This is a genomic window from Kitasatospora sp. NPDC006697, assembly GCF_042869935.1.
Taxonomy (GTDB): Bacteria; Actinomycetota; Actinomycetes; order Streptomycetales; family Streptomycetaceae; genus Kitasatospora.
The window spans coordinates 65,239-78,478 of sequence record NZ_JBIAGU010000018.1 but is presented as its reverse complement, the minus strand read 5'-3'; the positions used below and the strand labels follow the sequence as shown (position 1 = coordinate 78,478).

The window sequence follows — 13,240 nt, the reverse complement described above, 5'->3', positions numbered from 1 at the left end:
GATGTCCGATCGACTGCAGAGCATCCGCACCACGGCCCGCCGCTGGTGGCCGCTGGCCGTGGCGATCCCCGTGGGGGCGCTGGGCGGCGCCGGCTACGCCGTGCTGGCGCCGCCGGTGTACGCGGCCAACTCCTACGTGGTGGTGGTGCCGGTGGAGCCCGCCGAGTCGGCGCAGACCACCAACTTCGCCCAGGCCTACGGCCGGCTGGCCGGGCAGCCGCAGGTGCTGGCGTTGGCCGCCGCGGAGGCCGGCAAGACCGGCGCCGAGCTGGGCAGTCTGGTGCACGGCACCACCTCGCCAGACGCGCCGGTGATCGAGATCGACGGCAGTGGCGCGCACCCGGGCGAGGCGGTCCGGTCGGCGGACGCGGTGGCCCGGGCGCTGGTCACGTTCGCCAACGGCAGCAGCAAGGAGACCGGGGTGAAGCTGGTGCCGCTGGCCGCCGCCGCGGAGCCGGACGGGCCGAGCACGCCGAGCCGCAGGCTGGATGTGGCGGTGGGCGGCGCGGCCGGGGTGCTGCTGGGGTCACTGGTGCTGATGACCCGTCGGCGGCCGGGCGCCGCCGCGCCGGCTTCCCCCGAGCCGGCTGCCGCCGAGCCGGTCGCGGTGGCGCCGGTCGAGGAGGCTCCCGAGCCCGTGGTGCCGGCCCCCGCGAAGCAGGCCGGCCGCGAGGGGCAGCAGAAGAAGAAAGAGGAGCCGGCCGGGAGCGCCAAGTGACCTCCCCGCACTCGGTCCGCCGGCGGTCCGCCGCGCTGCCCGCGCCCGCCCGCCCGGGGGACGACACCGGGCCGGACGGCGCCGAGCAGTGGCAGGCCGAGGTCCGGCGCGATGACGGCGCGCTGGACGAGCTGGCCGAGGAGTGGGACGGGCTGGCGGCGCGCTGCGCCAGCGCCACCCCGTTCCAGTCCGCCGCCTGGCAGGCCTCCTGGTGGCGGGCGTACGGGCGGCCGGGGCGGCTGCGGGTGGTGCTGGTGCGCCGCGGCGGCCTGCTGGTCGCCGCGGCGGCGCTGGTCCGCGGCCGCACCGGCGTGCTCACCGGGCTCGGCGGCGCGCTGATCGACTTCACCGATGTGCTGCTGGACGACGAGCACGCGGCCGAGGCCGCCGCCCGGCTGGCCGCCGCGCTGCCGGTGCGACGGCCCTGGCAGGCGCTGGAGCTGCGCGAGGTGCGGCCCGGCTCGGCGGCCCACCAGCTCTACGCGCTCTGGCCGGGCCGCCGGCACCAGCTGCTGGACTCGCTCTGCCAGAGCCTGCCGGCGATCCCGATGGAGCAGATCTACGAACGGCTGCCCGGCCGCACCGCCCAGCGCCGCCGGGCCAAGCAGCGCAAGCTGGAGGCCGCCGGAGTGCGGGCCGAGCGGGTCGAGCCGGCCGCGGTCGGGGCGGCGGTGGCCGAGCTGCTGCGGTTGCACGCCCTGCAGTGGGAGGGCCGCGGCGTCACCCCCGAGCACACCAGCGAGCGGTTCCGGGCGCACCTGACCGAGTCCACCGCCGGGCTGGCCCGGCGCGGGCAGGCGGTGCTCTACCGCTACCAGCTGGACGGCGAGCCGGTGGCGGTGGACCTGATGCTGCTCGGGCGCCGCTTCGCCGGGCTCTACCTCTACGGTGCGCACCCGCGGCTGCGCGAGCGGCTGGACGTCGCCGGGCTGCTGTTCGCCACCGGGCTGGCCGAGGCGGTGGCGGCCGGGGTGCCGGAGATAAACCTGCTGCGCGGCGAGGAGCCGTACAAGGAGCGCTGGCGGCCGAACCGGGAGCACAACCACCGGCTGCTCTTCGGGCCGCGCCGGGGCGCGGTGCTGCTGAGCCTGCGGCTGGCGGCGGTGCGCTCGCGGGTGGCACTGGCCCGGCGGCTGCGCGGACCGGTGCGGCGGCTGCGGGAGCGTCTGGCCCGGTAGTACCCCGATGGCATGCCGAAGATCCTTCAGCTGATCCGACGATAAAGATCAACGTCAGCCGACCGGCCCGCGGGCCGGTCGGCTGACGCGCTGTCGGCTCCGGTCAGTGCCGGTGCACCAGCGGCAGGCCGGGCAGCTTCGACAGGTCGGGCAGGCCCGGCAGGTTGGGGAAGTCCGGCAGCCCCGGCACCAGCGGGGCCACCGGGGTGGCGGTGGCCGAGGCGCCCGGCGCCGGGCCGTCCACCGGCGGCTCGGAGGCCTGCGCGGTGGCCTGCGCGGAGGTGCCGTCGGACGGACTCGGGCTGTCGCTCGGGCTCGGGCGGCCCGGGTGCGGCGGGCGGCCCCCGGCGCCCCGCGAGCCGCTCATCAGGTTCCGGTAGACCGCGCTGGAGCGCGGGTTGTCCTTGCACTCCCAGAAGCCGTGCGGGCAGTAGTCGGTCAGCGTCTCGTAGGCGGTGTCGTGGGTGCGGACCCAGTCGATCATCCGCCGGACGAACTCCGGGTTGTCGCCGTTGCGGAACAGCCCCCACTCCGGGTAGGAGACCGGCTTGCCGCGCTTGGCGGCGAACTCCACCTGGTCCTCCAGGCCGTACGGCTCGTGCACGTAGTCGTCGAAGGTGGCGCCGGCCGGCTGGTCGTAGTTGTCGGTGCCGATGATGTCCACCACGTCGTCGCCCGGGTAGCACTTGGTCCAGGCGATGTCGTCCAGCCCGCGGCTGGGGGTGAAGTCGAACCGGAAGTGCTGGCCCGGCACCGAGCGCATCACGCCGACGATCCGCCGCCAGTACGCCTTCCAGGCCGCCGGGTCGGGCCGGCAGCGCCCGGTGTAGGTGACGCCGTTCATCTCCCAGCCGAGCACCACCACGGTGTCGCCGCCGCCGAGCGCGACCAGCTTGCGGGCCAGCCGCAGGTAGTGCTGGTCGAAGGAGCCGCGGGCGCCCTGGTTGAGCAGGTCGGCGACCTGGTCGTCCGGCAGGTCGCCCTCGTTGGGCACCAGCATCGGCACGTTGAGCACCAGGGTCCGGCTGCGGTCGGCCATCCGCCACTGCGACCAGAGCGCCAGCACCTTGGTGTCGCCCTCCACGTCGCCCCAGCCGTTCCCGGCCAGGTAGGTGTGGCCGACCTGGAGGTTGGCGCCGTTCAGCCAGGTCGCCAGTTTGGCGATCTGCGGGATGTAGTCGTCCCAGGAGCCGACGAAGGCGCCGAACGGCACCTCGTGCTCGGCCCGGCGGGTGGCCGGTTTGGGGGCGGCGCCGCGGCTCGCCCGGGCGCCGGCGGTGGCGTCGGGGCTCGGCGAGCCGGTGGCGGCGGGCGAGCGGTCCGCGGTGCTCAGCGGGTCGCCGCCGGACGAGATGCCGGCGGTGGTGAGCAGCAGCAGCGCCGACGCGGCCAGGGCCAGGCGGCCGATGCGCATGGTCTCTCCTCGGGTCTGGCTCCGGCGACCGGGGAGCTCTCCGTGTCCGCACCGGTACCGACAGTGGCTACTGGCTCGACAGTAAGCCGATGGGCCGTCAGAAAAGCCGAATGTCACCCTAAAGTGGGCAGATATCGCGAGTCTGGTGGAACAGCGGATGAAAAGGGCGCGTTCCTGACCGATCGTCAGCACTCCGTGCGATCGGATCGGGCCAGTTCACCCGGGTGGCGGACCCCGCCGAGTTACCCCGCCGAATGTCCGGTTATCCGCCTGCGAAGTGATCGAACGGCCCCGCCGTGCAGACGGCGAAACCCGGGCCAGGTACCCTCCGGTGGTGTCCTGGAAGCCGTTTCGAACCCTGAGCCCCCGATCCGCCCTGCCCGCCGCCGCCGTGCTGCTGGTCCTCGCCGCCGGTGCCGCCGCGCACGCCAACCGGCCGGTGCCCTTCGGCGACCAGGTCTCCGCACCCGGCAAGGCCGAGGCCAGCCCGGTGAGCGCGCAGTCGGCCGACCCGGTGACCCCGGACTTCAAGGTCGGGCCCGGCCTGGAGGCCTACGACCCGAACACCGGCGCGCTGCTCTGGTCCTACCGCCGGGACGGCGCGACCGCGCTGCACCTGTCGATGCTGGGCGCGAACTCCTCGCCGGACCAGAGCGCCGTCGTGGTCTGGGACGACGGCATGGTCACCTCGGTCCGGGTCAGCGACCACCAGGTGCGCTGGCACCGCGGGGTGCCGGGCCTGTCCGAGTGGCTGCACGGCGAGGGCGACCAGGGGGCGGACCAGCGCACCGACGCCCAGCGCAAGCAGATCGAGCTGGAGCGGGCCGCGGCCGCCGTGCAGGTGGTCACCGTGCCCGAGCCCTGGGTCCAGGTGCTCGTCCCGAGCCTGACCATGGGCTTCCGGGACCGTGACGGAGATCTCAGATTCAACCTGCGCCCGTCGGCCGGCTGCCTGCTGGACCCGCTGGCGGCGGTCGGCATGGACACCGCCGTGCTGCTGCCGCGCTCCTGCACCGGCACCAACGGCTCCGGCCGCCCGCTGGCCGGCTCGGTGGTCGGCTTCAAGCTGGACGGCCACGGCTACGTGCTCACCACCGGCTCCAAGGTGCAGCTGACCAAGCTGGACGGCCGCCGGGTCAAGCTGGACGACGGACCGCTGGTCGGCAGCAAGGTGCTGGACTCCGACCTCGGCGTGGTGGAGGTGCCCTGCGGCAGCCCGCAGGCGCCGTTCGCCGCGGAGCAGCTCAACGGCGGCTGCCCGGCCCCCTCGGCGCTGCCCGCGCCATGAGCCCGGCGGCGGCCCGGTCCGGTGCTCCGGGCACGGATGGCCCCGGACACCCCCGGCGTGCCCGGTAGACTGGCCGGCATGGCTGTTCCCGTTTAGCGGCGGCGGCACGCCCTCCGCCCGGTCCGCCCCCGCCCGCCCTTCCAGGAGTCCTTTCCAGCCATGATTGCCGCCAACGCCCTCGAACTGCGCGCCGGTGCCCGCATCCTGATCGAGTCCGCCAGCTTCCGGGTCGCCCCGGGCGACCGGATCGGCCTGGTCGGCCGCAACGGCGCCGGCAAGACCACGCTCACCAAGGTGCTGGCCGGCGAGGGCCTGCCGGCCGGCGGCACGGTCACCCGCTCCGGCGAGGTCGGCTACCTCCCGCAGGACCCGCGCACCGGCGACCTCGACGTGCTGGCCCGGGACCGGATCCTCTCCGCCCGCGGCCTGGACACCGTGCTGAAGAAGATGCGCGAGAACGAGGACCGGATGGCGAACGGCAAGGGCGCCACCCGGGACGCCGCGATGAAGAAGTACGCCCGGCTGGAGACCGAGTTCCTGACCAAGGGCGGCTACGCGGCCGAGGCCGAGGCCGCCACCATCGCCGCCGCGCTCGGCCTGCCGGACCGGATCCTCGGCCAGGAGCTGCACACCCTCTCCGGCGGCCAGCGCCGCCGGGTCGAGCTGGCCCGGATCCTCTTCTCGGACGCCGACATCCTGCTGCTGGACGAGCCCACCAACCACCTGGACGCGGACTCGATTGCCTGGCTGCGTGACTTCCTGAAGACCTACAAGGGCGGCTTCATCGTGATCTCGCACGATGTCGACCTGGTCGAGACGGTGGTCAACAAGGTCTTCTACCTGGACGCCAACCGCTCCTGCATCGACGTCTACAACATGGGCTGGAAGCAGTACCAGCAGCAGCGCGAGGACGACGAGAAGCGCCGCAAGCGCGAGCGGGCCAACGCCGAGAAGAAGGCCGCCACGCTCAACGCCCAGGCCGACAAGATGCGCGCCAAGGCGACCAAGACGGTGGCCGCGCAGAACATGGCCCGCCGGGCCGAGAAGCTGCTCTCCGGCCTGGAGGAGGTGCGCGCCTCCGACAAGGTGGCCAAGCTGCGCTTCCCCGACCCGGCGCCCTGCGGCAAGACCCCGCTGACGGCCAGTGGGCTCTCCAAGTCCTACGGCTCGCTGGAGATCTTCACCGACGTGGACCTGGCGATCGACCGCGGCTCCCGGGTGGTCGTGCTCGGCCTGAACGGCGCGGGCAAGACCACCCTGCTGCGGATGCTGGCCGGCGTCGAGGCGCCGGACACCGGCGAGGTGATCCCGGGTCACGGCCTGAAGATCGGCTACTACGCCCAGGAGCACGAGACCCTGGACCCGGAGCGCACGGTGCTGGAGAACATGCGCTCCTCCGCGCCGGACACCGACCTGGTGCAGATCCGCAAGATCCTCGGCTCCTTCCTCTTCTCCGGCGACGACGTGGACAAGCCGGCCGGGGTGCTCTCCGGCGGTGAGAAGACCCGGCTGGCGCTGGCCTCGCTGGTGGTCTCCTCCGCCAACGTGCTGCTGCTGGACGAGCCGACCAACAACCTGGACCCGGCCAGCCGCGAGGAGATCCTGGGCGCGCTGCGCACCTTCACCGGTGCGGTGGTGCTGGTCACCCACGACGAGGGCGCGGTGGACGCGCTGGAGCCGGAGCGGATCATCCTGCTGCCGGACGGCGTCGAGGACCTGTGGACCCCGGCCTACCACGACCTGGTCGCGCTGGCCTGATCCGCCGCCACCGTCACCACCACCGCCGCCGCCGTCCGGGTGGCACGGCCGCCATTCCTCCGTCCTCGGACGTCGGAGATGGCGGCCTTTTCGCTGCTCCGCTCGCTGTTCGGCCTGGAGCCAAACCTCCGGCGGCGCTCACGCTCGGTGGATGGACGCGCGATGGAACGTAGACACGCGCTCCTGCATCCGGCCGATGCCCCCTCATCAGCCGGGGCGATCCGGGAATCCCGGGGCCGTGGATTCCGTTTTAATCTGATCCACCCGTCAGGAGGTCGGAGCGCCCCCGCTGATCAGCGGTTTCGCTCCGGGCGGCGGGATCGGCCCGGGGGCGTGTGCACCCTGGGTGAGCGCCCCGATGCGCTGGAGGTACCCCCCGTCCGCGCTCCTTTCCCCGGACAGACCTTGTCGAATGGGTGGCCAGGAGGCAGGGGATGGGTGATCATGGGAATCTGACCGAGCACAGCTACGAGGAGGCACGGGTGGCCGAGACTCTGAAAAAGGGCAGCCGGGTAACTGGTGCCGCGCGTGAGAAGCTCGCGGCCGAGTTGAAGAAAAAGTATGACTCCGGGGCGAGTATTCGCGCTCTGGCGGAGGAGACCGGCCGCTCGTACGGCTTCGTGCACCGCATGCTGAGCGAGACCGGGGTGAGTCTCCGGGGTCGCGGTGGTGCCACGCGTGGCAAGGCCAAGGCGGCTGCTGCCGCAGGGTCCTGACGGCCCGTCAGCCCGGATCGACCGGGCCCGGCCGGTGGACCCGGCCGTGCGAGGCGGTCACGGCGGCGCCAGGAAGCGCACCGTTCCGACGTTCCGTCAGTTTCCAGAAGTGCGATCCGACGCATCGGCGACCGGGAGACGATTCCGTCCGGCCGCCGATCGTCATGTCCGCCGGAATATAGCCGCCCGGGTGTGCTGCGAAAGCCGCCCGGAAGCCGGTCCGGGGTCCGCTGTGAATGCCGCGCGGATTGCCCGCCCCGGGATGGTACTCAGATGGCCGCCCAGTAAGTTACTCTCCGGTAAATGATGCCGTGGGCAGTGCGCCGACGCCTGCCCGGAACCCGCCGGAGGTCCCGATGACCGCGCCCGTCCCCGCCTTCTCCCACCCCGACGAGTGGGAGGCGTCCGGCGTCCGCCTGGAGGTCCAGGACGAGTTCGCCGTGGTCACTCTCTGCCACCCCCAGCGGCGCAACGCCCAGAGCCCGGCGATGTGGCGCGCGCTGGCCGGCGTCGGCCGGGAGCTGCCCGCCGCGGTGCGGGTGGTGCTGCTGCGCGCCGAGGGCGTCTCCTTCTCGGCCGGCCTGGACCGGGCGATGTTCACCCCCGAGGGCATCCCCGGCGAGCCCGACTTCCTCTCCCTGGCGGCCGCCGCCGACCAGGAGCTCGATGCCGCCATCGCCGCCTTCCAGGAGGCGTTCAGCTGGTGGCGCCGGCCCGACGTGATCACCATCGCCGCCGTGCAGGGCCACGCGGTCGGCGCCGGATTCCAGCTGGCGCTCGCCTGCGACCTGCGGATCTGCGCCGAGGACGCGCAGTTCGCGATGCGCGAGACCTCGCTCGGGCTGGTGCCCGACCTGACCGGCACCAAGCCGCTGACCGACCTGGTCGGCTACTCCCGGGCGCTGGAGATCTGCGCCACCGGCCGCTGGGTCTTCGCCAAGGAGGCCGTCGAGCTGGGCCTGGCCAACCTGGTGGTGCCGGCCGCCGAGCTGGAGGCGGCCGCCCGCGACCTGGCCGCTCCGCTACTGGCCGCGCCGCGCAACGCGGTGGTGGAGACCAAGGCGCTGCTGCTCGGCGCCGGGCAGCGCAGCTACCAGGAGCAGGTGGCGGCCGAGCGCGCGGCGCAGGCGCGGCGGCTGCGGGACCTGGCGGGCATCGGGGACTGACGCTCCGTAGGGCACCGCGCGGTACGGGCCCCCGGCGACCTGCTCGGTCGCCGGGGGCTCCGTCGTGCCGGGAGCCGGTCGTGCCGTCACGCTGGGGCGGAGTTCCAGGGGCGCGTTTCGTGGCGGAATGTCAGAGTTGGGGCAGATTACGGTATAGCTGGAGCCACACCTCTGGAGGCACCCCATGCCCGAGACCCCGAAGCCGTCCGACCTGATCAAGCCGCATGTCCACCAGGACGACCCGTACGAGGCCGAGCAGCGGGGCCGCACCGCGCTGGCCGACGGCGTGGTGGAGAAGATCGCCGGCATGGCGGCCCGGGAGGTGCACGGCATCCACGCCCTCGGTTCGGGCCTGGCCCGCACCTTCGGCGCGATGCGGGACCGGGTGCCCGGCGGCCGGACCAGCGTCTCGCGCGGCATCAAGGCCGAGGTGGGGGAGAAGCAGACCGCGATCGACATCGCCCTGGTCGTCGAGTACGGGGTGGTGATCCCCGAGCTGGCCGCCGCCGTCCGGCGCAACATCATCACCTCGGTGGAGCGCCTGACCGGACTGGAAGTGGTCGAGGTCAACATCGCGGTCAACGACGTCCACCTGCCGGACGAGCCGGACGAGGAGGAGGAAGCCGTCGCCTCCCCGGACCGGCGCTCCAGGGTCCAGTAGCCGCCGCCACCCAACCACAGCGCTCGGGAGCACCAGATGAATTTCGCCCACCTCGGCCTGCTGGCCGGCATGGCCCTCGGCTTCGCCGGCTACTTCGGCGGGTTCGCCGCCTTCCTGCTGGTCGCCGCGCTCGGCGCCGTCGGCCTGGTCGCCGGGCGGCTGCTGGAGGGCGACCTCGATCTGGGCGACCTCGGCGACCTGCTGCGCAGCCGCGACCGGCGCCGCTGATGGCGGCGGGCGAAACGGCGCCGCAGCGCCCGGCCGAACAGGCCGGCTGGGGCGGTGACACCGGTGCGGCCACCCCGCCGGCCCGGCGCGGACGGCTGCGGATCGCCGACCGGGTGCTGGAGCGGATCGCCCTGGTGGCGGCGGCGCAGGCGCTGGGGCCCGAGCCGGTGGGCGGGCGGCCGCGGGTCTCGGTGACGGTGGTCGGCGGCCGCGCGCGGATCCGGGTCGGCCTGGAGCTGCCGTTCCCCGCCGACCTGCGGGAGCGGGCCGGGGCGGTGCGGGCGGCGATGGCCGAGCAGGTGGGGGAGCTGACCGGGATCGCGGTGGGGGAGGTCGACGTGGTGGTGGAGCGGCTGGTGCCGGTGAGGAGCGCGCTGTGACGGTGCGGACGGTTCGGTTCGCGGGCCAGGGCTGGCCGGGCGTGGGGTGGCGGGCGCGGCCCGTCGGAGCGGCCGCGGTGGGGGCCGCGGGCAGTTGGCGCCGGGGCGGCGGGGCGCCGCCCCGGGCGGTGCTGCGGGCCGTGCGGCGGCGGGTCGGCCTGGACGGCCGGGACGGCTCGGACGGTTCGGACGGCTTGGACGGTCGGGTCGATCGGGACGGGTTCGGACGGGGGCTCGGGTGAGCGCCGAGGCGGGGCCGCGGCCGCGGTCCGCGCGGGCCGGGGCGTCGGCGCTGGTCGCCGCGGTGGTACTGGCCGGCGCCGGGGTGCTGCTCTACGACGCGGTGGCGGTGTGGACCGGACACCAGGCGGGCAGTTGGCGCCGGTGGCCGGCGCACCAGTTGGCCACCCGGCACCTGGACTCGCCGTGGGTACTGGCCGGCGCCTCGGTGGTCGCCCTGCTCGGCTGCCTGCTGCTGGCGCTGGCCTTCGCCCCCGGGGAGCGGCGCTGGCTGGTGCTGCGCCAGGGGCCCGGTGCCGTGGTGGACCGGCTGGGCGTGGCGGCGCTGCTGGAGCGGCGGGCCTGCGAGCAGCCGATGGTGGCCTCGGCGCGGGTCCGGGTCGGGCGGAGGCGGGCCCGGGTCACCGTGCACGGCAGCGCCGACGTCGCGCAGGTGCGCGAGCAGCTGGCGGCCGAGCTGGCACGGGTCGAGCTGGTCAGGGAGCCGTCGCTGAGGATCCGCCGGCGGCCGGCCAAGCACCGGCCGCACGTGCACTGACGCTGTTTCGGATGCTGCTTCCGGTGGTGCTTCGGAGAGAGGTGGTGGGTCGGTGAGCCGGTCCGCGGTGAACAGGGTGCTGCTCGCACTGGTGGGGCTGGTGCTGCTGGTGGGCGCGCTGCTGGTGCTGCTCGGCGGCTTCGACGCCTACCGCCGGCTCGGTGTGGTGCCGCCGTCCTGGTGGCCGCTCACCTCGCCCGACCAGCCGGTGCTGAGCCACGCCTCGCGGACCCGCTGGCACGACCAGGGCTGGTACTGGCCGGTGGTGGTCGCGGGGCTGGCGGTGGTGGTGCTGCTGTCGCTCTGGTGGCTGGTCGCGCAGTTCCGGCGCTCGGCGGTCGCCGAGTTCGACCTGCGGACCGAGGGCGAGCCGCAGCTGCGCCTGCGGCTGCGCGCCGCCGCGTTGACCGCCGCCGTGCGGGAGGCGGCGCTGCTGCTGCCCGGGGTGGCGGCCGCCCGGGTGCGGCTGGTGGGGCGGCGCCGGCGACTGGCGCTGCGGGCGCAGCTGTTGCTGGAGCCGGGCGGGGATCCGGTGGCCGCCGTCAAGGCGTTCCGGTCGGGGCCGCTGGATCACGCGGCAGCGGCACTGGGGAGCGCGCTTCCGCTGGACCTGCGGATCCAGGTCGCGCCGCAGCCGGCCGAGCACCCGGTACGCGAGCGCCGGGCCCGTCGCGGTCGTCGGGTGCCTCGGGTGGAATGACGGGCATCCGCAGCGCGGCGACCACCCCGAGCCCGGCCACCCCGAGGGCTACCAGCGCGGCGGTCGCCAGCCAGATCACGTGGTCCCGTCCGGTTCGGGAGGCGGGGAGAAGGTGCGCATGGGGACCTCCGGTGAGCGGCCGTCCGGATGGACGGACGAACGATCGGACAGACAGCTGGGCGGCCGGGTGATCGGGCGGCCGTCGGATCGGGTCGGATCGACCATAGTGCGTGGCGACTTCAATTGAAGGCGGCCGCCGGAGGTTCCCCCTTTCGGGTTAACGGCGACCGGCGGTCGACCGCAGACGGCAGACTGAGCCTCCACATCCACTGAGAGGACGTCATGCCGCTTCGCCGCGACCCGACCCTGCGCCAGCGCCGACTGGGCGCCGAGCTGCGCAGAATGCGAGAACACGGTGGCCTGGGCGGCAGCCAACTCGCCCGCGCCCTGGGCCTGAACCCCACTCAGGTCACCCAGATGGAGGCCGGCCGGATCGGCGTCAGCGCCGAGCGCCTGCGCACCGTGGCGGCGGCCTGCCGGTGCGCGGACCAGGGGTTGGTGGAGGCGCTGGCCGAGATCGCGACCGAGCGCTGCAAGGGGTGGTGGGAGGAGTACCGGGGAGTCATCTCGGCCGACTTCCTGGACGTGGCGGAGATCGAGGCCAACGCGCGGCGGATCACCGTCTTCACCATGGCCTTCATCCCGGGACTGCTGCAGACCAACGCCTACACCGCCGCCGTCTTCGCCAACGGCTACCCGCCGCTGCCGCAGCACGAGGCGGAGGTCCGGATCGGCTTCCGACAACGGCGCAGACAGCACCTGAGATCCCGTCAGACCCCGTTGCGGGCGCTGGTGCACGAGGCGGCGCTGCGGATCCGCTACGGCCGGCCGGAGGTGCACGGGGCGCAGCTGGAGTCGCTGGTGGCCGACTCGGAGCACCCGGCGATCTCGCTGCGGATCGTCCCGTTCGACACCGTCGCCTTCCCCGGCCCCGCCGAGAACTTCGCCTACGCCGAGGGCCCGATAGCGGCGCTGGACACCGTGCAGGCGGACTCCTCGGTCGGCTCGCACCTCTTCGACTCCCCGGCCACGCTGGGCAGTTACCGCGAGATCATGGACCGCATCGCGGCGGTCGCGCTGTCGGAGGAGGCGTCGCGGGAGCTGGTGCGCTCGCTGGCGAAGGAGCTGGGCGGCGGTGCGGGGCATGCGTAGCACGCAGTGGCAGCGGTCGAGCTTCACGGCGAACAGCAACAACTGCATCGAGGTGCGCACGGTGGAGGGGGTGGTGGAGCTGCGGGAGTCGGAGAACGGGGACGTGATCGTGCGGACCACGCCGGTGAAGTTCGCGCGGTTCCTGTCGGGGGTGAAGGCGGGGGAGTTCGACCAGCACGGGGATTTCAGGGGGTAGGGGTGCGGGGAGGGCTCCCGGCCGCGGGCCCGCCCAGGGCGGGCCCGCGGGGTGCGGTCAGAGGGCGCGCATGGCGCCGCCGTCGACCGGGATCATCAGGCCCGTGAGGTAGGAGGCGGCGGGGGAGAGGGCGAAGGCGGCCACCTTGCCGAACTCCTCCGGGGTGCCGTAGCGGCCCAGCGGGATCGAGGCGCTGGCAGCGGCGCGGGCGGCGGCCGGATCCGGGGCGAGCGAGTCGAGTTCGCGGACGCGGTCGGTGTCGATCCGGGCCGGGAGCAGGCCCAGGACCCGGATGCCGCGCGGGCCCAGCTCGTTGGCCAGGGACTTGGCGGCCATGGCGAGCCCGGGGCGCAGCCCGTTGGAGATCCCGAGCCCGGCGATCGGCTCGCGCACCGAGCTGGAGAGCACGAACGCGATCACCCCGCCCTCGGGGAGCACGGCCGCGGCGGCCCGGGCCAGGCGGAGGGCGCCGAGGAAGACGGTCTCGAAGGCGGTCCGCCAGTCGGCGTCGGTGGCCTTGAGCACGGGGCCGGCGGGCGGGCCGCCGACGCTGATCAGCACCCCGTCGAGCCGCCCGAAGCGGGCGGTGGCCGTGTCGAGCACCTGCTCGGCGGCGGCCTCGTCCCCGTTGTCGGCCACCACCCCGAGTGCGTGATCGGGGCCGCCGAGCGCCTCGACGGCGGCGTCGAGGCGGTCCTGCTGACGACCCGTCAGCACCACGCGGGCCCCGTCGGCCACCAGCTCGCGGGCGGCGGCGAAGCCGAGCCCGCGGCTGGCGCCGGTGAGCACGTACACCTTGTCCTGCAGTCCGAGATCCATGCGGGACATCCTGCCGGATGGGGGTGGG

General features: G+C 74.3%; 15 protein-coding genes. 13 read left to right on the top strand and 2 right to left on the bottom strand.

From position 1 onward, the window contains the following. Nucleotide 1: 1 nt before the first annotated feature. Together ACFYNO_RS24245 and ACFYNO_RS24240 are read left to right on the top strand one after the other, a co-directional pair. Nucleotides 2-718, top strand: a complete 717-nt coding sequence (locus ACFYNO_RS24245; RefSeq protein WP_388016106.1) for a lipopolysaccharide biosynthesis protein — start codon at nucleotides 2-4, stop codon at nucleotides 716-718. After that, nucleotides 715-1,896: a GNAT family N-acetyltransferase gene (locus ACFYNO_RS24240; protein WP_388016103.1), complete on the top strand. Its 1,182-nt coding sequence runs from the start codon at nucleotides 715-717 to the stop codon at nucleotides 1,894-1,896. Before ACFYNO_RS24245 ends, ACFYNO_RS24240 begins: the two co-directional genes overlap by 4 nt. A gap of 103 nt (nucleotides 1,897-1,999) precedes the next feature. Here ACFYNO_RS24240 and ACFYNO_RS24235 read toward each other — a convergent pair whose 3' ends face one another. After that, complete coding sequence (locus tag ACFYNO_RS24235; protein ID WP_388016101.1) at nucleotides 2,000-3,310, bottom strand: glycosyl hydrolase; 1,311 nt, start codon at nucleotides 3,308-3,310, stop codon at nucleotides 2,000-2,002. 334 nt (nucleotides 3,311-3,644) lie between these two features. Here ACFYNO_RS24235 and ACFYNO_RS24230 point away from each other — a divergent pair, with 334 nt between their 5' ends. The 11 genes from ACFYNO_RS24230 (at nucleotide 3,645) to ACFYNO_RS24180 (ending at nucleotide 12,393) form a co-directional block, all read left to right on the top strand. Beyond that, complete coding sequence (locus tag ACFYNO_RS24230; RefSeq protein WP_388016098.1) at nucleotides 3,645-4,598, top strand: hypothetical protein; 954 nt, start codon at nucleotides 3,645-3,647, stop codon at nucleotides 4,596-4,598. A 159-nt stretch (nucleotides 4,599-4,757) separates the two neighbouring features. Then, entirely contained in the window at nucleotides 4,758-6,356 is a 1,599-nt protein-coding gene (locus ACFYNO_RS24225; RefSeq protein ID WP_388016095.1) for an ABC-F family ATP-binding cassette domain-containing protein, read from the top strand. Nucleotides 6,357-6,838: 482 nt separating this feature from the next. Next, nucleotides 6,839-7,072 carry a helix-turn-helix domain-containing protein gene (locus ACFYNO_RS24220; protein WP_388016092.1) on the top strand — a complete coding sequence of 78 codons (234 nt, stop codon included), beginning with the start codon at nucleotides 6,839-6,841 and terminating at the stop codon, nucleotides 7,070-7,072. 356 nt (nucleotides 7,073-7,428) lie between these two features. Then, nucleotides 7,429-8,238: an enoyl-CoA hydratase/isomerase family protein gene (locus ACFYNO_RS24215; protein WP_388016089.1), complete on the top strand. Its 810-nt coding sequence runs from the start codon at nucleotides 7,429-7,431 to the stop codon at nucleotides 8,236-8,238. A 184-nt stretch (nucleotides 8,239-8,422) separates the two neighbouring features. Beyond that, on the top strand, nucleotides 8,423-8,899 hold the full coding sequence (locus ACFYNO_RS24210; RefSeq protein ID WP_388016086.1) for an Asp23/Gls24 family envelope stress response protein: 477 nt from the start codon (nucleotides 8,423-8,425) through the stop codon (nucleotides 8,897-8,899). Nucleotides 8,900-8,935: 36 nt separating this feature from the next. Further along, nucleotides 8,936-9,127: a hypothetical protein gene (locus ACFYNO_RS24205; RefSeq protein WP_388016083.1), complete on the top strand. Its 192-nt coding sequence runs from the start codon at nucleotides 8,936-8,938 to the stop codon at nucleotides 9,125-9,127. Then, nucleotides 9,127-9,507, top strand: coding sequence for a hypothetical protein (locus ACFYNO_RS24200; RefSeq protein WP_388016080.1), 381 nt, complete (start codon nucleotides 9,127-9,129; stop codon nucleotides 9,505-9,507). Before ACFYNO_RS24205 ends, ACFYNO_RS24200 begins: the two co-directional genes overlap by 1 nt. A gap of 238 nt (nucleotides 9,508-9,745) precedes the next feature. Next, nucleotides 9,746-10,285 carry a DUF6286 domain-containing protein gene (locus tag ACFYNO_RS24195; RefSeq protein WP_388016077.1) on the top strand — a complete coding sequence of 180 codons (540 nt, stop codon included), beginning with the start codon at nucleotides 9,746-9,748 and terminating at the stop codon, nucleotides 10,283-10,285. A gap of 52 nt (nucleotides 10,286-10,337) precedes the next feature. Next, the gene (gene amaP / locus ACFYNO_RS24190) at nucleotides 10,338-10,985 is read left to right on the top strand and encodes an alkaline shock response membrane anchor protein AmaP (protein WP_388016074.1); all 648 of its coding nucleotides are present in this window, start codon (nucleotides 10,338-10,340) and stop codon (nucleotides 10,983-10,985) included. 342 nt (nucleotides 10,986-11,327) lie between these two features. Then, nucleotides 11,328-12,197 (top strand): helix-turn-helix domain-containing protein, encoded by an 870-nt coding sequence (locus ACFYNO_RS24185; protein ID WP_388016071.1) that lies wholly within the window; start codon nucleotides 11,328-11,330, stop codon nucleotides 12,195-12,197. Beyond that, nucleotides 12,190-12,393 (top strand): DUF397 domain-containing protein, encoded by a 204-nt coding sequence (locus tag ACFYNO_RS24180; RefSeq protein WP_388016068.1) that lies wholly within the window; start codon nucleotides 12,190-12,192, stop codon nucleotides 12,391-12,393. Before ACFYNO_RS24185 ends, ACFYNO_RS24180 begins: the two co-directional genes overlap by 8 nt. Nucleotides 12,394-12,450: 57 nt before the next feature. Here ACFYNO_RS24180 and ACFYNO_RS24175 read toward each other — a convergent pair whose 3' ends face one another. After that, entirely contained in the window at nucleotides 12,451-13,212 is a 762-nt protein-coding gene (locus ACFYNO_RS24175; RefSeq protein ID WP_388016065.1) for an SDR family oxidoreductase, read from the bottom strand. Between the last annotated feature and the right edge of the window lie 28 nt (nucleotides 13,213-13,240).

Excerpts from the sequence above, each read along its gene's own strand:
- ACFYNO_RS24205 (WP_388016083.1), top strand. The coding sequence starts at position 8,936 with ATGAATTTCGCCCACCTCGGCCTGCTGGCCGGCATGGCCCTCGGCTTC.
- ACFYNO_RS24225 (WP_388016095.1), top strand. The coding sequence starts at position 4,758 with ATGATTGCCGCCAACGCCCTCGAACTGCGCGCCGGTGCCCGCATCCTG.
- ACFYNO_RS24180 (WP_388016068.1), top strand. The coding sequence starts at position 12,190 with ATGCGTAGCACGCAGTGGCAGCGGTCGAGCTTCACGGCGAACAGCAAC.
- ACFYNO_RS24200 (WP_388016080.1), top strand. The coding sequence starts at position 9,127 with ATGGCGGCGGGCGAAACGGCGCCGCAGCGCCCGGCCGAACAGGCCGGC.
- ACFYNO_RS24185 (WP_388016071.1), top strand. The coding sequence starts at position 11,328 with ATGCCGCTTCGCCGCGACCCGACCCTGCGCCAGCGCCGACTGGGCGCC.
- ACFYNO_RS24215 (WP_388016089.1), top strand. The coding sequence starts at position 7,429 with ATGACCGCGCCCGTCCCCGCCTTCTCCCACCCCGACGAGTGGGAGGCG.
- ACFYNO_RS24210 (WP_388016086.1), top strand. The coding sequence starts at position 8,423 with ATGCCCGAGACCCCGAAGCCGTCCGACCTGATCAAGCCGCATGTCCAC.
- ACFYNO_RS24175 (WP_388016065.1), bottom strand. The coding sequence starts at position 13,212 with ATGGATCTCGGACTGCAGGACAAGGTGTACGTGCTCACCGGCGCCAGC.
- ACFYNO_RS24235 (WP_388016101.1), bottom strand. The coding sequence starts at position 3,310 with ATGCGCATCGGCCGCCTGGCCCTGGCCGCGTCGGCGCTGCTGCTGCTC.
- ACFYNO_RS24245 (WP_388016106.1), top strand. The coding sequence starts at position 2 with ATGTCCGATCGACTGCAGAGCATCCGCACCACGGCCCGCCGCTGGTGG.